The sequence below is a fragment of the Caulobacter sp. CCNWLW153 genome, assembly GCF_036889365.1.
GTDB classification, from domain to species: domain Bacteria; phylum Pseudomonadota; class Alphaproteobacteria; order Caulobacterales; family Caulobacteraceae; genus Caulobacter; species Caulobacter radicis.
Genome location: NZ_JBAKFV010000002.1, coordinates 158,783 through 175,267 on the forward strand (window position 1 = coordinate 158,783; position 16,485 = coordinate 175,267).

The following is a 16,485-nucleotide window of genomic DNA, read 5'->3' on the forward strand; positions in this document are numbered from 1 at the left end:
AAGGCTGACGTTATGGGCAGCCTTGCCCTGGCCGTCCGTGAAGCTTATCGCAGCGCACCATGCAGACGCCCGAGAACCTCGCCGAGATCCTGACCCTCGAACCGATCGAGGTGAACCTGTTCCGGGGCGTCAGCCCCAACGACGGCTTTCCGCGCATCTTCGGCGGGCTGGTCATCGCCCAGGCCCTGACGGCGGCCTACCAGACCGTGGGCGACCGGGTCTGCCACTCGCTGCACGCCTACTTCATCCGCCCCGGCGACGTGAACGCCCCGGTGCTCTACGAGGTCGAGCGGGCTCGCGACGGCGGCACCTTCACCACCCGCCGGGTGGCCGCCATCCAGCACGGCGAGCAGATCTTCAACCTGGCCGCCTCGTTCCAGACGCCGGAAGTCGGCCTGGAGCACCAGTTCGAGGCGCCGGACGTTCCCGCGCCCGAAACCCTGCCGACCGAGGCCGAATATCTGCGCGGCCTGGGCGACCAGATCCATCCCAAGATGCTGGCCTTCATGGAGCGCCCGCGCCCCGTCGACCTGCGCTGGATCGACCCGCAGAACCCCGTGGCCCCGGTCAAGAAGTCGGGTGAGAAGCAGGTCTGGATGCGCGCCGTCGCCCCGCTGGGCGAGGACATCCGCATGCAGCAGGCCGCCCTGGCCTATGCGTCCGACATGGCCTTCATGGAAAGCGCCCTGCGTCCGCACGGCCTGATCTGGACGACGCCGGGCCTGCAGGCCGCCAGCCTTGACCACGCCATGTGGTTCCACCACCCCTTCGACTTCAACGACTGGACCCTGTTCTCGCAGGACAGCCCCAGCGCCTCGCAGGGCCGGGGCCTGGTGCGCGGCCAGATGTTCAGCCGCGACGGCAAGCTGGTCGCCTCGGTAGCGCAGGAATGCCTGATGCGGATCCGGAAGTAGGCGCTTGGCTACTCTGCCGTACTAAAGCTCGTCATCCCGGCCGTAGCGCGGCGAAGAGCCGGGATGACGACCAAGGTTCGTTGAGAAGGACGCGGCGCCCCTACCCCCGCCCCGTCACCGAGGCCAAGGCCTTGGCGATCTGGTGGACGTTGTAGGGCTTGCGCACGATCGGGGCATCGAAGCCCATGGGGGCGGCCTTGTCGGCATAGCCGGTGGCGAAGACGAACGGCCGGCCTTCCTTGCGCAGCACCTCGGCGACGGGCGCCACGGACTGGCCGTTGAGGTCGGCGTCGAGCACGGCCGCGTCGAAGCCCAGCTCCAGCATCGACAGGGCCTCGCCCAGCTCGGCCGCGCAGCCCACCACCTCGACGCCGCTGTCCTCCAGGCCCGCCTCCAGCTCCATGGCCAAAAGCAGCGAGTCCTCGACGATCAGCACCTTGAGGCCGGCGATGGCCCCGGCGCGGAAATTGTCGTCGCCGCCGCCGATGGTCTCGACGATGCGCTCGGGCTCGGCCGGCGCCGGTTCGGGCTCGGGGGCGTCGGCCAGGGCCGAGGCGGCGGCGTGGATCATCGCCGTGACGCCGCTGCGGCGATAGTCGATCTTGGCCTCGCCGCCCAGCTCGCGCCCGACCACGTCCTCGACCAGGGTGGCGCCGAAGCCGCGCGTGGTCGGCTCGCTGGTCAGCGGCCCGCCGGTCTCGAGCCACTCCAGGCTGAAGCCGCCGTCGGGCGAGCGCCGCCAGACGATCTCGACCCGACCGGTCTCGGTCGACAGCGAACCGTACTTGACGGCGTTGACCGCCAGCTCGTGCAGGGCCAGCGACAGGGCGGCCGCGGCGCGCGGGGTCAGGAACAGCTCGGGCCCGTCCCAGCGGGTCTGGTTGGGCGCCAGCCCGCCCAGCTCGGCGGCGGCGATGCGGCCCAGGGTGGCCCCGCGCCAGCGGGCGGCGCTGATCAGGTCGTGGGCCGAGCTCATCGACTTCAGCCGCGCGGCGAAGGTCTTGAGGAAGGAGTCCAGCGACGAGCTCTTGCGCGCCGACTGGGCGGCGACCGACTGCACCACCGCCAGCAGGTTCTTGATGCGGTGGTCGAGCTCGGCCACCAGGTTGTCGCGCCGCTCGTCGGCCTCGCGCTGGTCGGTGATGTCCTGCACCACGCCGATCAGCAGGTCGGGCTGGCCTTCGTCGTCCAGCACCATGACCCCGCAGCCCCGGCTCCACTGCTCGTGGCCGTCGACGCCCTGGGCGCGGCGATACTCGACCTCGTAGCGGCCGGTCTCGCGCAGCTGGGCGCGCAGGTCATCCCGGGTGATCTCGCGGTCCTCGGGATGGACGTAGGGCCAGACGGCCTTGCCTTCCTGAGCGGGCATCTCGCCGGCGGGGATGCCGCTGATCCGGGCCATCCGCTCGCTGATCCGCAGGCGGTCGGTCTTGACGTGCCACTCGAACTCGCCGAGCCGCGCGGCCCCCAGCGCCAGGGCCAGCCGCTCGCCGTCCAGCAGGCGCTCGGCCGCCGCCCGGGCCTGGTCGGCGCCGCGGATCAGTTCCTCGATGGCCAGGTCCGCCAGCTCGCCAAGCGTCTCCAGCAGCCCGGGCTCGACCTTGGCGCGGGGTCGGTCGTCCTCGACGGCCAGCACGCCGACCACCAGGCCGCGCGGATCGCGCAACGGCGCGCAGGCCAGGAAGGCGGCCCCGGAGACGTCGGCATGCAGCGCCGAGCGGCTGCAGCGCAGCACGAGATCGGCCAGCGGCGCGTCGCGGGAAATGGAGTCGGCCGCATGCCCGATGCGGCCGGCCAGGCGAATGCGCTCGGGCTCGATCAGCATCAGGGCGGCGCGAGGCGCGTCGAACAGGCGCGCGGCCAGCCGCGTCAGCCGGGAAAGGCGCGGGTCGTCGGCGTCCTTCCACGCTCCGGCCAGAGCCGTCGCCGCCCGCACCCTGCGGGCCTCCTGGTCCGATGCTCGTTCTGCATCCGCGTCCGCCATGATTCGAACATAGACCGGCTTCTCGCGTGGCGCGAGCGGGGATCGGATGCTCCAGCGCGATCTCCTGTGGTGAAGCTTTTCCGGTCGCGCTAAGGTGGGAACTGGCCGTGCGGGCTCCGCGTTGACGGGACGCAGCTTCAGCTGCACTTCCCGTAAAGCCTGCCGCGAACCGGAGACGAGACATGCCCGCGAACGCCTTGAACACCGCTCAGAGTGAAGCCGACAAGGCGACGGCCGCCGCCGGCGCGGCCGCCGAGCACGCCGAACGCTCCTTCGCCGAGGCCGCCAGCGCCGCCAAGGCCAGCTTCGCCGACGCCGCCAAGCGCCTGGAAAAGAATCTGGTCGACAGCTTCGACACCCTGCGCGCCCAGAGCCGCACCTATACCGACACCGCCGGCCAGCAGCTGGAAGACGCCCAGAAGTACGTCTCCGAGCGCGTCCGCGAGCGTCCGATCACCGCTACCCTGGCCGGCCTCGGCGTCGGCGTCCTCCTGGGCCTCCTGCTCGCCGGCAGCCGCAGCCACAACAAGTGATCTTCGAAAAGACCCTGATGACGCTGGCAGCGGCCGCGGCGATCGCCGCGGCCGCTGCCGTGAGCGTGTTCGCCGCCGCCTTCGCGCTGTACGCGGTGCTGGCCCCGGTCCTCACCTCGGCCGGCGCGGCCGCGGTGGTGGCAGCCGTGGCCGCCTTCGTCGTCGCGGTGGCCGGGCTGATCGCCGCCAACCGGGCCGAGGCCGGCCGCGCACGCCATGCGCCGCCGCCGGAGGTCAACGGCTTCGCCGAGCGCATCGTCGACATCGTCAAGGATCGCCCGATCCTGTCTATCGGCGCGGCCCTGGCCGCCGGCGTCTTCGCGCTCAAGAACCCGACCTTTACGGCGGCCGTCGCCCAGGCCTTCATGGCCTCGAGACAACCGCCCAAGCGCTGAAGTTTTTTCGGCGCGAACGCCTAGCTTTCAACCGCCCCCGGCCCATCTTCCGGGGGCGTTTCGCCATGGAGTGACCATGTTCAAGCTGCCCGACCTGCCCTACGCCTACGAGGCGTTGCAACCGACCATTTCGGCCAACACCCTCCACTTCCACCACGACAAGCACCACGCCGCCTACGTCAACGCGCTCAACGGCCTGCTGCCGGAAGACGACAGCCGCTCGCTGGAAGCGGTCATCGCCGACGCCGGCCCCGGCAAGGTGTTCAACAACGCCGCCCAGGCCTGGAACCACGCCTTCTTCTGGGAATGCATGGCTCCGGCCAGCGCCGGCCCGGGGGAAGCCCTGGCCAAGGCCATCGACGAAACCTTCGGCGGCCTGGCCGGCCTGAAGGAAAAGTTCGTCGCCGAAGGCGTCGGCCATTTCGGTTCGGGCTGGGCCTGGCTGGTCGCCGAAGGCGCCAAGCTGTCGCTCATCTCGACCCACGACGCCGACGGCGCCATGACCAAGCCGGGCGTGACCCCGCTGCTGGTCTGCGACGTGTGGGAGCACGCCTACTACCTCGACCACCAGAACAACCGTAAGGGCTTCCTGGAAGCCTGGTTCGACGCCCTGCCCAACTGGGCCTTCGCCGACGCCCAGTACGCCGCGGCGCAAGGCCAGGGCGAAGCCTGGACCTACCCGGTCTAAGCACCGACCAAGGGCCGACCTTGAGAAGGGCGGGATCGCAAGGTCCCGCCCTTCTTGCGTTCAGGGCTCCTGCGTCTTGCAGTTGGGCCGCCGGTTCACCGCCCAGGTGCGCCAGACGACGAAACCCGTGCGCTCGAAGGCCATGGCGGTGATGCGCATCTCGGCCTCGTCGGCCTCGATGATGTTGAAGCTGGGCGGCACGCCGCGCTCGCGCACCGACAACGTGCCCGAGCCCACCGCCTGGGTGCAGCCGCCCGCATAGGGATAGGCGTGCACGAACGGCGCGTGGATGTGGCCGGTCAGCACGAGATCGGCGCCGGCGTTGGCGAAGGCCAGGGCCGCGGCCTGCCCGCCCCGCACCTTGGCGGTCATCGGTCCGCCCATCATCTCGATCAGCGGATGGTGGCAAACCACCACCTTCAGCCGCCCGGGCGGTTCGGCCGCCAGCCGCCTGGCGACCGCCCTGGTCTGCGACCGCGACACCGCGCCCTTCGACCAGTTCCAGCGGATCTGCGCCCCGCGCGCCGAGTTGAGGGTGAACACCGCCGCCCGCTCGTCGCGGAAGGCCAGGCCGTCGGGTTCGCCGAAGCGCGCCTCGTAGCGCCGCCAGGGCATGAACAGCCGCTCGAAGACCTCCACGGGCCCCTTGAACGGGCTGTCGTGGTTGCCGGGCGCCAGCAGCTGGGGACGCGGCAGCCGCTCGAACCAGGCGCGGGCGGCGTCGAACTCGACCTGGGCGCCGTCCTTGGTCAGGTCGCCGGCGCCGATCACGAGATCGGGCCGGGCCGCGTGGATGCACTCCACGGCCGCCTCGACCGCCTCCGGATGCTCGCCGCCGAAGTGGATGTCGGAGACCTGGACCATCTTGAAGACGGGTCCGGTCACGGCGCCCCGTCCTTCAGGGCCAGGGCGCGGAAGGCCTTGGGGCGGAATCGGATCGAGACATGGTCGTCCAGCCGCACCGGCTCGCCGTCGAGAATGGCGGGTATGCGCCCGCCCGCCCAGGCGCGGCCCACCCGGCAACGGCCGACGCTGACCGACGGATCGTCGCGCCAGGCGCCGGTGACGGTGCTTACCCCCAGGCGGAAGATGTCGAGGGCGTTGGTGGGGTCGAGGGCGGCCGCCTCCAGGGCCCGCTCGTCGGCGTCCAGCGCCGTCGAGACCAGCGGGCACATCAGGGTCAGGGCCTCGGTCTTCTCCTTGGGCCGACCGTCCAGCACGTAGCGCAGGCGGCTGGAGAAGGCCCTGCGCAAGGCCCGCTGGGCGCGCATGAAGGCCAGGTCCGCGCGCCCCTGGCGGGCGGCCTCGCGCGCCTCGGCCCACAGGGCCGGGCTGCCCAGGATGGCGGCGACGAAGAACAGGCGTCCGGCAACCTCGCCGCCGGAGATCATCCGCTCCTCGCCGTGCGTCAGGCAGGCCTTCAGCGCCTCGGGCCAGGCGCGCTCGCCGTAGAGGGCGCGCGGCAGCATGTTCATGGTCCCGCCGGGGAGCGGGGCGATCAGCGGGCCATCCGGCCCGGCCATCTCGGCGGCGGCCCGCGCGGTGCCGTCGCCGGCCAGCACGAAGAGCGCGTCGGGCTTTCGCGACAAGGCCGCGGAGAGGCAGGGCTCGAGCTCGCCGCCGACCGGGGCGTGTACGGTCGCCTCGACGCCGTGCTCGGCCAGGATCGCTTCGGCCCTCTCGGGACCGTCGCGTCCCACCGATCCCGAGGCGGTGTTGGCGACCAGTTCGACGCGCATGAAAACTCCCGTCGGCGCGGCCGAAAGCGGCCCCCGTGCGGAGCAAACGGCGGCGCTTGGCCGGAGTTCCCGGCGCCCCGCTCCGGAACTTCCGCCGCTCATGCTCCGTTTGAGTGACCGGGACACGCTCGAACGGAGAGCCAAGATGAAGACCACAGTGATCGCCGTGGCGGCCGCCGGCTTGCTGGCCACCGCCTGTACGGCCACCGGCAACACCGAACGCAACGCCGCCGGCGGCGCGGCCCTCGGCGCCCTCGCCGGCGCCGTGATCGGCAACAATGTCGGCGCGGGCGACGCAGGGACCGGGGCGGCCATCGGCGCGGCCATCGGCGGCACCGCCGGCGCCATCAAGGGCTGCCGCGAGGACGGCGGCTGCGGCGCCACCAACGTGAATCGACGCCAGTACTATGACGAGCGCGCCGGACGGTATTACTACTACGACTCGCGCAGCGGTCGTTATTTCTGGGAAGACGGCAGCCCCCGCTAAGGCGGCCTCGTCCAAGCAGGATTTCGAAGGCGGTCGGCGCGCGTCGGCCGCCTTTGGCATGTCCGGAGGGGCCCGTGTCCGCAAGGACGACACAGTGGGTGCAACAAGAGGGCGACGGATGAGCAAGGCGGGCGTTTGGATCGCTATGGCGGCGATCGGAGTTGCGGCGGCCGGTTGCGCGAGCAGCCCCTGGCCGAAGTCGCGAGCGCAGATCGAGGCCGTTCCGGCCGCCTGCGAGGACTTTTCGGTGTCGATCTATTTCGAGCGCGATTCCGCGGCCGTGACCCGCGAGGCGCGGCAGGTGCTGCGCGGCGCGGCCGACATGGCCAAGGGCTGCACGGCCAAGAACGTCCACGTCGTGGGCCTGGCCGACGCCGTCGGGGCGCCCGACGCCAACCTGGCGCTGTCGGAAAAGCGCGCCGCGGCCGTGACCGGGGCGCTGGCCCGGGTCGGCTTCCGGCAGGTGTCGTTCGAAGTGACCGCGGCCGGCGACGCTGGGGCGATCACCCGCGACGGCGAGGCGCGTCCCCTGCGCCGTCGCGCCGACGTGCGCATCGACCTGGAAGGGCCCGCCAAGCCCCAGTCCTGAGCCTGACGTACAGAAAAGGCGGGCCGGTGATCCGATCCGCCTTGAGGCTCTACAGAAAAGGGGGTTGCGGAGACGGCAGGCTGGCTATCGCCAGCCTCAAGTCGGGGGGGCGTCGCCGCCTCCGCAGACATAGAACGACCTCCCCCGATCGGCGTTCCCGATCTTTCGAAAAATTTTTCGCCTGACCGGCGAACCGCGTCGCCGGACATGCGTGAGCGCGCTCGGAACGGCGCCGTGCGCGAAACGTTGTTCTCGTGATCCCGCGACATCGCGGGGCGATTGGGGAGCGACGTGATGATCCGCGCCTATCAAGCCGCGCATGGCGGACTGGTCTTCGAAACCCAGCGTCGCCGCAGGCAAGCCCGGAGTTCACGCCTGCTCGCCGTGGCGGCGGTGCTGGGCATGGCGCTGGCGGTCGGCACCGTCCAGCATTTCGCCGCCGCCCAGCTCGACGCCGGCCGCACGGCTCCGGCCGGGTGGAACGACGCGAAATAGGAGGCGCCCATGGCGACCGACATCAACACCGAACATTCGCCGACCCTGAAGGCCACCCCCGCCCGCCAGGGCCGCTGGGGCCGCCACATCTTCTGGGTCCTAGTGATCTCGATCGTGCTGGCCGCCATCGCCCTGTTCGGCAGCTGGGGCATGCGTTCGGGCGAACTGGCCTCGATCGAGGGCAACAGGGGCGCCAACACGCCGGCCGAAGCCCAGCAGGGCACGACCGAACTGACCTCGCCCAAGCAGGCCCCGCAGGAACAGACCGCGCCGGCCCACTAGCCGCGCGGGACTGGGGAAGGGCCCGCCAGAGGCCCGACGGAAACGCACCAAAGAGAAGGCCCCGGCGATCGCTCGCCGGGGCCTTCGTCGTTCGAGGTTCGATCCCGGCCGTCAGGCGGCCTGGCGGGTCCGGCGCGGGTGGAAGAACAGCGCCTGGCCGATCGCCGCCTTCACCGTTTCCGGCTGGAAGGGCTTGGTGATCAGGAAGGTCGGTTCCGGGCGCTCGCCGGTCAGCAGGCGCTCGGGGAAGGCGGTGATGAAGATCACCGGCACGTCCAGGCGGGCCAGGATGTCCTTGACCGCATCGATGCCCGACGAGCCGTCGGCCAGCTGGATGTCGGCCAGAACCAGGCCCGGGGTCTTGCGGGCGACGGCGTCGACCGCCTCGCCGCGAGTGGCGGCGATATCGATCACGTCGTGGCCGAGTTCGCGCACCAGGGCTTCGATGTCAGCGGCGATGACCGGCTCGTCCTCGATGATCAGCACCTCGGTCGCCAGTTCGGCGTCGATCTCGGCTTGGGCGTCGGCGATCAGCCGCTCGACCTCGCCGAAGTCGCAATCGAGGATCTGCGCCGCTTCGGTCGGCGTGAAGCCTTCCAGGGCGGTCAGCAGGAACGCCTGGCGAGAGCGCGGGGCGATCCGCAGCAGACGCTGCGAGGCGTCGTCCGAGATATCGTCGCGGCGCGCTTCCAGCTGGGCGCCCGAGGACAGCCAGATGGCGTGGAAGACGCGATAGAGCGCCACGCGCGGCGAAAGCGCCGCGTCGAGCGAGCGCTCGCCGGCGGCCAGCGCCTCCAGCGCCACCCGCACATAGTGGTCGCCGGTCGTCTGGTCCCCGGTCAGGGCGCGGGCGTAGCGGCGAACGTAAGGCAGGTGCGGCGCCAGTCGGGCAAGAAGACTCATGACCCCTCCCGTAGAGTGTCTTCGAAACAAAAAAGGCCTTCTGTCACGGCAAAGCTATGCCGTTCAGTCGAGTGCATAACGTGCCCTGCGCGAGGGCGGTTCCGCACCGATCCGAATTTTGGCACTCTATGCTCAAGCTTATGGAACCCGATGCGGAATGTGGCGTTGACCTCCAGCATTTACACATTCGGCCGCAGGGGGCGGACGCTGCGCACAACCGGCGTCGAGGACATGATCGAACACGTACCCATGGAAGATCAACGCAAGGGAGCCGCCTCGCTCGACGAGGCGCGGCTTCGGCAGCAGGCCATCGGCGTCAAGCTTCGGCAGATGTTCGACGAGGTGGTCAACGAGCCCGTCCCGGACGAATTCCTCGACATCCTACGCAAGGCTGACAAGCCTTCGGGAGAGCGTTGAGCATGAGCGAAGCGCAAGTCGGCCGATCGCCCATCGATCCGGCCCGTGACGGGATCTTCAAGAAAGAACTCGTCACCCTCATCCCGCACCTGCGGGCCTTCGCGCGCACCCTCACCGGTGACCCGACGGCCGCGGACGACCTGGCCCAGGACGCCATGATGAAGGCCTGGGACGCGCGCGCCAGCTTCCAGCTGGGCACCAACATGAAGGCCTGGACCTTCATGATCCTGCGCAACCAGTTCTATTCGGAGAAGCGTCGCTCCTGGCGCCAGAGCCAGCTCGACCAGGAAGCCGCCGAGCGGACCCTGGTGGCGGTGGACGATCCGGAAGCCCCCGTGGCCCTGGACGAGCTGCGCATGAGCCTGGCCATGCTGCCGCCCGAACAGCGCGAAGCGCTGATCCTGGTCGGGGCCGGCGGCTTCGCCTACGAGGAAGCGGCCGACATCTGCGGCTGCGCGGTCGGCACGGTGAAGAGCCGGGTCAGCCGGGCGCGTCGCGCCCTGCAGGCCATCCTCGAGTCGGGCGGCTATGACCGCGATGGCGGCGCCGCGGGCGACGCGATGCACGCCATCCTGGCCGATGCGGAGCGCCTGAGCACCCAGCGGTGAAGCGCGTGTACGGCCGAGCGGCGGAGGTCGTCGGCACCATCCGGATCCGGCTCGGTCTGACGCTGGTGGTCTTCCTGCTGCCGGTGCTCATCATCGGCGTGGTGCAGTCCTACCTAGCGTTCCGTTCCGACGGCGACTCCCGGCGGCAGAGCCTCGAGCTCGCCGCCGGCCACAGCGCCGCCACGGCCCGGGCCCGCATCGAAGCGGCCGGCGTGCTGCTCCAGACCCTGGGCCCCGGCTCGGTCGGCCTGGAGTGCGCCCGGCGGCTCGACGCGGTGAAATCGCGCCTGCCCGGCTATGCCAACCTGATCCGCTTCGACGCCTACGGCCGCGTGGCCTGCGCCGCCGGCACCACGCCTCGCGACCCCGAGCGCGCCCAGCGGCCCTGGTTCCTCGACCTGGCGGCCGGCGCCCACCTGGCGGTCGCGCCGGCGCCGGGCGCGGTCTATGCGGGCGAGCCCTCGGTGCTGACCGCCGTCCGCGCCGAGGATGGCTCGGGCGTGTTCGACGGGGCCATGGCCGCCGTCCTGACCCTGTCCAGCCTCAAGCCCCAGACCGCGAACCGCTTCCTGCCCGACGGCGCCGAGATCGGCCTGGCCGACGCGCGCGGCGCCATCTTCTCGGCCACCGATCCCAACGCCTTCGGTCCCTCGAACACGCACCTGCGCGAAGAGAGCGAGGCCGGTCAGAAGACGATCCTGTGGTCAGGCAAGGACACGCAGGGGCGCCAACGCCTGTTCTCGGCCGCGCCGCTCGTCGAGGACGACGTCTTCGTGGTGCTGTCGGCGCCCGCTCCCGGCCTGGTCTCGTGGGCGACCCTCAGCCCGATCTCGCGCCTGCTGCTGCCGCTGCTGGCCTTCGCCCTGGCGCTCGCGGGCGTGTTCTGGACCACCGAGCGCGAGGTGATCCGCTGGATCGTCTATCTGCGCCGGGTGGCGGCGATCTACGCCAAGGGCCGCTTCACCGTCCGCCCGGTCCAGGCCTCCGAACGCGCCCCGCCGGAAATCCGCGAACTGGCCAAGACCCTCGACGACATGGCCGCCGGCATCGTCCAGCGCGACGCCTCGCTGCGCGACAGCCTGGCCGAGAAGGACTCGCTGATGCGCGAGATCCATCACCGGGTGAAGAACAACCTGCAGATCATCACCTCGCTGCTGAACATGCAGCAGCGCGCCCTGACCGATCCGGCGGCGCGCACGGCGATGAACGACACCCGCCAGCGGATCACCGCCCTGGCCCAGATCTATCGCGCCCTCTACCAGGGCCCCGACCTAAAGCGCGTCGACCTGAGGCCGTTCCTCGAGGAACTGACCGCCCTGCTGCTGGCCGGCGACATCAACGGCCAGGGCTCCGTGCGCACCGAGGTCCACGCCGATCCGCTGGTCATCGATCCGGACCGCCTGGCGCCGCTGGCCCTGTTCGCGGTCGAGGCCATCACCAACGCCCAGAAGCACGCCCTTTCCGAGCGCGGCGGGGTGCTGACCGTCGACTTTTTCGTGCGTGGGGAAGAAGCCGAGCTGGCCATCGGCGACGACGGCCCCGGCGCGCCGGCCGGCCCCGGCGAAGGGGTGGGCCGCACCCTGATGACCGCATTCGCCCGACAGCTGCGCGGCCAGGTCAAGTTCGACGCCAGCCCGATGGGCGGCCTCCTTGTGCGGCTGGTGTTTCCGACCCCCCAGGCCCTGCCGCCGCCCCAGCATCAGGCCGGAACCTAGGCCTCTCGGCCACGTTTGCTCTGGGCAATCCACGACGCCCGTCAGGGCGAACCCCGGAGAACTCTCATGCGCAAGTTCGTCATCCTGGCCGCCCTCGCCGCCAGCCTCAGCGTCGCCGCCTGCAACACCGTCGAAGGCGCCGGCAAGGACGTCTCGTCGGCCGGCAAGGCCGTCACCGACACCGCCCGCGACGCCAAGAACTAAGGACGGGCCTCCCAGCCCGGACCGCAGGGCCCGCTCCGACCAGGGGCGGGCCCTTTGCCGTTCAGGATCCTCCTGTTGCGGCGATGGCGCCGAACCGGCGCCGCCGCGTCTCGGATGCGCATCAAGCGTTGCGGCGCTGACAAGAACGCCCCGCTTTTCCTGTCGTCGGCGAGATAAGCCAGACAATCGGGCCGTCGATCCTGGCGCCCATGATGGTCCCGGTCGCCCTTCCCGATCCCGCCCTGCCCCCGGTCTTCGTGCACAGCGGCTGGCGCTGCTCGAGCACCTATGTCTGGAGCCGCTTTCGCGCCCTGCCCGGCGTGCGCGCCTATTACGAGCCCTGGCACGAGCAGCTGGCGGCCCTGACGCCTGAACGCATCGCGCGCGAGACCCCGCGCGCCAGCGGACTGCGCCATCCGGGGGACGACGTTCCCTATCTCGCCGAATTCGCCGACCTGCTCTCGCCTAGCGGCGGCGTCGCCGGCTACCAGCCGCGCTTCGCCCTCGACGACTATTTCCTGCCTGCGGGCCGGCAAGATGCGGCCCAGACCGCCTATGTCGCCGGCCTGGTCGGCCACGCCCAGGCCAGGGGCCAGACGCCGGTGCTGGCCTGCTGCCGGACGCTGGGCCGCATCGACTGGCTGCGGCGGCGGTTCGGCGGCTTTCACGTGGTGCTGATCCGCGATCCACTGCAGCAGTGGCTGTCGTTCCACTCGCTGCGCAAACGGCCCCGCCCGACCTATTTCGAGCTTTGCCAGTACGTCCTGCTGTCGGAGGCGGCCGAGGCGCAGCCTCTGGCCCGTCAGCTGGGCCTGCCGACGCCCAAGGCCGGCGGGCTGGCCCAGCGCATCGCCGCCGTCCGCCGGCGGCTGAAGCGGGTCCCGGCGCGGACTTCGTTCACCGCTTTTCTCGCGATCTACCTGCTGTCCTACCTGAAGGCCCTGCCGCAGGCCGACCTGGTCATCGACGTCGATCGCCTGGGCCAGGACGCCGACTACGCGGCGAGGATCGGCGAAGCCCTGCGGGCCGGTTGCGGCCTGGCGCCCGACTTCTCCGACTGCCGCACGCCGCCCGCCCACGACGCGGTTCCGGCCGCGCCCTACCGCCGGATCTCGCGACAGGTCATCGACGCCCTCGACGCGCGGGCGGCGCTGGCCGCGCCGGGTCCGGCCGCCCTGCTGTTCGCCAAGCTGTCGAAGGCGATGGCCGACGCGCCCGAGCCGCCGGCTTCCATGCGACGGCGGCTGGCCGGCTGGCTCTCGGAAACGCTGGAAACCCTGGTCCCGCGCCGTCGACGCCGGGCGAGAATCTAGGCGGCCGCGGCGCGGAACGCCGGATCCCGGGCGAACAGGCCGGGACGCCCCGGCAGCGGGTGCAGGGCGTCGGTGACGCCCGCCAGGCTCTCGCCCTCGCCCAGCACCAGCAGGCCGTCCTCGGTCAGGCGCGCGGCCATGCTCTCGATGATCCGCGCCCGCACCGACGGGTCGAGGCCCGGCAGCACGTTGCGCAGCACGATGAGGTCGAAGAGCCCCATGGCCGACAGGTCGGACACCAGGTTGATCCGCCGCCAGCGCACGGCCTGGCGGATGCGCGGCGAGATCGCCCAGGTCTCGTCCTGGTTCTCGAAATGCTTGATCAGCAGCCGGATCGGCAGGCCGCGCTGCACCTCGAACTGGGTGTAGAGCCCGCTCTGGGCCTTCTCCAGGCAGCGTTCGGACAGGTCGGAGGCGAAGAACTCGAACCTCACGCCCGGCTCCAGGCCCCGCGCCTCGTCGGCGGCGATGGCCAGCGAATAGATCTCCTGGCCCGTCGAGCAGGCCGCGCTCCAGACCCGCACCGAGCCGTCCTTGCGGCGGCGCGACAGCTCGGGCATCGCCACGTCGCGCAGGAAGGCGAAGGTGTCGCGGTCGCGGAAGAAGGCGGTTTCGTTGACCGTCAGGGCCTCGACCACCGCCCAGATCAACCGCTCCTCGCGCTTTGCGCGCAGGGCCGCCATCAGGGCCTCGATCGACGGATAGCCTTCGCGACGGGCCAGCGGCGCCAGTCGGCTCTCGACGACGTAGTGCTTGTCGGTCTCGACCTTCAGGCCGGCGCGGGCGCGGCCCAGGGCCGCCAGCAGGTCCATGTCCTCGGGGATCATAGCAGGCCCGCCTCGGCGAACTTGGCGGCGATGATCTCGCCGTCGAAGGGCTTCATGATGTACTCGTCGGCGCCGTGATCGAGCGCCAGCCGAATGTTGTCGACCCTGTTCTCGACCGTGCAGAACACCACCACCGGCGTGTCGCCGCCCGGTTCCTGGCGCAGGCGCTGCAGGAATTCCAGGCCGTTCATCACCGGCATGTTCCAGTCGAGCAGGACGGCGTCGGGCATGGCCGCGCGACACCAGGCCAGCGCCTCCATGCCGTCGGCGGCCTCGGCGATCTCGAAGCCGATGTCCTCCAACGCACGGCGGGCCACCTTGCGGATCACCCGGCTGTCGTCGACGACGAGGCAGGTCTTCACGGCGCGCTCCAAATCGGCGAGCGCGTCAGGCGAAAGTGTGTGCGGTTTCGCCGACTGACGCGCTTCAAATCCTAGACGAACAGGATTGGCCGATCCGGGTTAAGGAGCGGTGACGGCGCGCAAAAACGTACGGTTCAGTCGAGCGCCGGGGTCCAGGCGGCGATGCTGACGCGCTCCTCGGCGATCTCGACGCCGATCTGGCCGCCGGCGGCGCGGACCACCGAGAACAGATAGGCCGCCTGCACCCACGGACCGCCCAGGCCCTCGCCCAGCGGCTCGCCCTTGAGGCCGGCCAGGACTTCGGGACGCAGGCGCGCGCGGGGGCCGACCGCGTCGGCGGTGATCGCCGTACGGCCGTCGGCGACGACGGCGCGCAGCGTGGCCGAGCCGCCGGCCGGCAGGGCGCTGGCGGCGATCTGGGCGATGTTGAGCAGGGCGCGCGAGGCGGCCTTGTTCAGCGGCTGCGGCGCAATGTCCCAGATCAGGTTCGGCCGCACGTGGGCGAAGACGCCCTGCTGAGCCAGCCGCTCCAGTTCGCGGGAATCGAAGGACTCGGCCGAGGCCGAGGCGCCGAAGGCCACGCGGGTGAACTGCAGGAGGTCGGCCAGCTTGCGGGCGGAGCTGCTGATCAGGCTCATGGCGTCGTCGCGCATGTCCTGGGCGCTGGGGTCTTCCAGCAGGTCCAGGCCCGAGACGATGGCGCTGGCCGGGCTGATGAAGTCGTGACACAGCCGCGCGGCCACCAGGGCGGCGAAATCCGGGCCGTTGACGTCCAGCGAGACGGCGGGCGCGGGCGAGGCGGGGGCGGCGGTGTCGGTCATGGGCGCGATCTTTGGCGTGATTTGGGGCTTTGGCAAACGTCGCCGCGAAATCGGGTTCAACCAGGCCGCGCACAGATCGCCGCCGGACGGCGCCGAAAACCGCTCACACTTTGGCGCGCCAGGCACTATCAGGGAGCCGTGATGGATCCGTTTCTCGAACCTGGCGTGCTGGTGCGCCATCCGGGCCAGCCCGACTGGGGCCTTGGCCAGGTGCAGTCCGTGACCGGCCATCGCGTCACCGTGAATTTCGAAGAGGCCGGCAAGCAGACGATCGACGCCCGCGTCGTGAGGCTGGTCTTTGTCGGCGACGACCCCCGAGGACAAGCATGAGCTCCGCCCCCCTTCCGGCCGACATCGGTCGCGATCTGGCCAGGATCGTCGAGGCCGCCGCCGAGGTGATCCTGCCGTTCTGGCGGACCGAGCTCGACGTCGTGCGCAAGGCCGACGAGAGCCCGGTGACCGAGGCCGACAGGGCCGGCGAGAAGGTGATCCTGGCCCTGCTGGCCGAGCGCTACCCCGACATCCCCGCCATCTCCGAAGAGCACGCCTGCGAGTACGGCACGCCCGACCAGATCGGCCCGCGCTTCTTCCTGGTCGACCCGGTGGACGGCACCAAGGCCTTCGTGCGCGGCGATCCCAACTTCACCGTCAACATCGGCCTGATCGACAACGGCGCGCCGGTCGCCGGCGCCGTCTGCGCCCCCGCCACCGGCGAGGTGTGGTTCACGGCCGACGGCGGCGTGGTCAAGCGCGAGGGGCCCAGCGGCGCCGAGACGCCGGTGCGGGCGCGCGCCTGGCCCGAGGGCCAGGCCCTGGCCCTGGTCAGCCACACCATGAAGGAAGACAAGGCCACCGCCCTGGCCGACCAGTACGGCTTTTCCCTGCGCGCGCCGATGGACTCGTCGATCAAGCTGGCCCGCATCGCCGAGGGCGCGGCCGACATCTATCCGCGCCACGGGCCGACCATGGAGTGGGACACCGCCGCCGGTCATGCCCTGATCGTCGCCGCCGGCGGCCGCTTCACCACGCCGGAAGGCGAGCCCTTCATCTACGGCAAGGCCGACCAGGGCTTCCGGAACGGCTGGTTCGTCGCCCGCGGCGCCTGATACGAGCGCGATACGTTGCATAATGGTCACGGTTGTCGCGTGCAGCGGCGACCGTGCTCCTCCTGCGACTGATTATTATTGCACCCCGGCAATTGCGAAAATA

At 70.9% G+C, this 16,485-nt stretch carries 22 protein-coding genes; 15 read left to right on the forward strand and 7 right to left on the reverse strand.

Annotated features, from left to right (window positions below; translation table 11 throughout):
• Window positions 1-59: 59 nt before the first annotated feature.
• On the forward strand, window positions 60-914 hold the full coding sequence (locus V6S85_RS04390) for an acyl-CoA thioesterase (RefSeq protein ID WP_116569425.1): 855 nt from the start codon (window positions 60-62) through the stop codon (window positions 912-914).
• A 100-nt stretch (window positions 915-1,014) separates the two neighbouring features.
• On the opposite strand, the gene V6S85_RS04395 is transcribed toward V6S85_RS04390, so the two are convergent.
• Window positions 1,015-2,850, reverse strand: coding sequence for an HWE histidine kinase domain-containing protein (locus V6S85_RS04395; protein ID WP_334348169.1), 1,836 nt, complete (start codon window positions 2,848-2,850; stop codon window positions 1,015-1,017).
• A 230-nt stretch (window positions 2,851-3,080) separates the two neighbouring features.
• Here V6S85_RS04395 and V6S85_RS04400 point away from each other — a divergent pair, with 230 nt between their 5' ends.
• The 3 genes from V6S85_RS04400 (at window position 3,081) to V6S85_RS04410 (ending at window position 4,514) form a co-directional block, all read left to right on the forward strand.
• Window positions 3,081-3,431, forward strand: coding sequence for a hypothetical protein (locus V6S85_RS04400; RefSeq protein WP_116569423.1), 351 nt, complete (start codon window positions 3,081-3,083; stop codon window positions 3,429-3,431).
• A gap of 17 nt (window positions 3,432-3,448) precedes the next feature.
• Entirely contained in the window at window positions 3,449-3,826 is a 378-nt protein-coding gene (locus tag V6S85_RS04405; RefSeq protein ID WP_334348170.1) for a hypothetical protein, read from the forward strand.
• Between the two features lie 76 nt (window positions 3,827-3,902).
• Entirely contained in the window at window positions 3,903-4,514 is a 612-nt protein-coding gene (locus tag V6S85_RS04410; protein ID WP_116569421.1) for a superoxide dismutase, read from the forward strand.
• A gap of 60 nt (window positions 4,515-4,574) precedes the next feature.
• Here V6S85_RS04410 and V6S85_RS04415 read toward each other — a convergent pair whose 3' ends face one another.
• Window positions 4,575-5,399, reverse strand: coding sequence for a metallophosphoesterase family protein (locus V6S85_RS04415; RefSeq protein ID WP_243410646.1), 825 nt, complete (start codon window positions 5,397-5,399; stop codon window positions 4,575-4,577).
• Window positions 5,396-6,253, reverse strand: a complete 858-nt coding sequence (locus tag V6S85_RS04420) for a diacylglycerol/lipid kinase family protein (RefSeq protein ID WP_334348171.1) — start codon at window positions 6,251-6,253, stop codon at window positions 5,396-5,398. Before V6S85_RS04420 ends, V6S85_RS04415 begins: the two co-directional genes overlap by 4 nt.
• 145 nt (window positions 6,254-6,398) lie before the next feature.
• Here V6S85_RS04420 and V6S85_RS04425 point away from each other — a divergent pair, with 145 nt between their 5' ends.
• The 4 genes from V6S85_RS04425 (at window position 6,399) to V6S85_RS04440 (ending at window position 8,106) form a co-directional block, all read left to right on the forward strand.
• Window positions 6,399-6,740 (forward strand): glycine zipper domain-containing protein, encoded by a 342-nt coding sequence (locus V6S85_RS04425; RefSeq protein ID WP_058348995.1) that lies wholly within the window; start codon window positions 6,399-6,401, stop codon window positions 6,738-6,740.
• A gap of 118 nt (window positions 6,741-6,858) precedes the next feature.
• Window positions 6,859-7,329 carry an OmpA family protein gene (locus V6S85_RS04430; RefSeq protein WP_116569419.1) on the forward strand — a complete coding sequence of 157 codons (471 nt, stop codon included), beginning with the start codon at window positions 6,859-6,861 and terminating at the stop codon, window positions 7,327-7,329.
• Window positions 7,330-7,623: 294 nt separating this feature from the next.
• On the forward strand, window positions 7,624-7,824 hold the full coding sequence (locus V6S85_RS04435) for a hypothetical protein (RefSeq protein WP_116569418.1): 201 nt from the start codon (window positions 7,624-7,626) through the stop codon (window positions 7,822-7,824).
• A gap of 9 nt (window positions 7,825-7,833) precedes the next feature.
• Window positions 7,834-8,106: a hypothetical protein gene (locus V6S85_RS04440; protein ID WP_334348172.1), complete on the forward strand. Its 273-nt coding sequence runs from the start codon at window positions 7,834-7,836 to the stop codon at window positions 8,104-8,106.
• 111 nt (window positions 8,107-8,217) lie between these two features.
• Here the strand turns inward: V6S85_RS04440 and phyR are convergent, their stop codons facing one another.
• Window positions 8,218-9,009 carry an anti-anti sigma factor/receiver protein PhyR gene (gene phyR / locus V6S85_RS04445; protein WP_116489161.1) on the reverse strand — a complete coding sequence of 264 codons (792 nt, stop codon included), beginning with the start codon at window positions 9,007-9,009 and terminating at the stop codon, window positions 8,218-8,220.
• A gap of 231 nt (window positions 9,010-9,240) precedes the next feature.
• On the opposite strand from phyR, the gene nepR reads away from it, so the two are divergent.
• The 5 genes from nepR (at window position 9,241) to V6S85_RS04470 (ending at window position 13,266) form a co-directional block, all read left to right on the forward strand.
• Complete coding sequence (nepR, locus tag V6S85_RS04450) at window positions 9,241-9,426, forward strand: anti-sigma T factor NepR (RefSeq protein ID WP_101720661.1); 186 nt, start codon at window positions 9,241-9,243, stop codon at window positions 9,424-9,426.
• A 2-nt stretch (window positions 9,427-9,428) separates the two neighbouring features.
• Window positions 9,429-10,034, forward strand: coding sequence for a sigma-70 family RNA polymerase sigma factor (locus V6S85_RS04455; protein WP_101720508.1), 606 nt, complete (start codon window positions 9,429-9,431; stop codon window positions 10,032-10,034).
• Window positions 10,031-11,749 (forward strand): sensor histidine kinase PhyK, encoded by a 1,719-nt coding sequence (gene phyK / locus V6S85_RS04460; RefSeq protein WP_334348173.1) that lies wholly within the window; start codon window positions 10,031-10,033, stop codon window positions 11,747-11,749. The genes V6S85_RS04455 and phyK overlap by 4 nt, the downstream gene beginning before the upstream one ends.
• 66 nt (window positions 11,750-11,815) lie before the next feature.
• Window positions 11,816-11,953: an entericidin A/B family lipoprotein gene (locus V6S85_RS04465; protein ID WP_116489159.1), complete on the forward strand. Its 138-nt coding sequence runs from the start codon at window positions 11,816-11,818 to the stop codon at window positions 11,951-11,953.
• Between the two features lie 212 nt (window positions 11,954-12,165).
• Entirely contained in the window at window positions 12,166-13,266 is a 1,101-nt protein-coding gene (locus V6S85_RS04470; protein WP_334348174.1) for a hypothetical protein, read from the forward strand.
• Here the strand turns inward: V6S85_RS04470 and V6S85_RS04475 are convergent.
• From V6S85_RS04475 to chpT, 3 genes are all read right to left on the reverse strand, one after another.
• Window positions 13,263-14,093: a CheR family methyltransferase gene (locus tag V6S85_RS04475; RefSeq protein WP_116569414.1), complete on the reverse strand. Its 831-nt coding sequence runs from the start codon at window positions 14,091-14,093 to the stop codon at window positions 13,263-13,265. The genes V6S85_RS04470 and V6S85_RS04475 overlap by 4 nt on opposite strands.
• Complete coding sequence (locus V6S85_RS04480) at window positions 14,090-14,467, reverse strand: response regulator (protein WP_164467293.1); 378 nt, start codon at window positions 14,465-14,467, stop codon at window positions 14,090-14,092. The genes V6S85_RS04475 and V6S85_RS04480 overlap by 4 nt, the downstream gene beginning before the upstream one ends.
• 122 nt (window positions 14,468-14,589) lie before the next feature.
• Window positions 14,590-15,276, reverse strand: coding sequence for a histidine phosphotransferase ChpT (gene chpT / locus V6S85_RS04485; protein WP_243410645.1), 687 nt, complete (start codon window positions 15,274-15,276; stop codon window positions 14,590-14,592).
• A gap of 138 nt (window positions 15,277-15,414) precedes the next feature.
• Between chpT and V6S85_RS04490 the strand changes: the two genes are divergently transcribed.
• Complete coding sequence (locus V6S85_RS04490) at window positions 15,415-15,606, forward strand: DUF3553 domain-containing protein (RefSeq protein WP_101711171.1); 192 nt, start codon at window positions 15,415-15,417, stop codon at window positions 15,604-15,606.
• On the forward strand, window positions 15,603-16,382 hold the full coding sequence (gene cysQ, locus V6S85_RS04495) for a 3'(2'),5'-bisphosphate nucleotidase CysQ (protein ID WP_116489155.1): 780 nt from the start codon (window positions 15,603-15,605) through the stop codon (window positions 16,380-16,382). The genes V6S85_RS04490 and cysQ overlap by 4 nt, the downstream gene beginning before the upstream one ends.
• Window positions 16,383-16,485 lie beyond the last annotated feature (103 nt).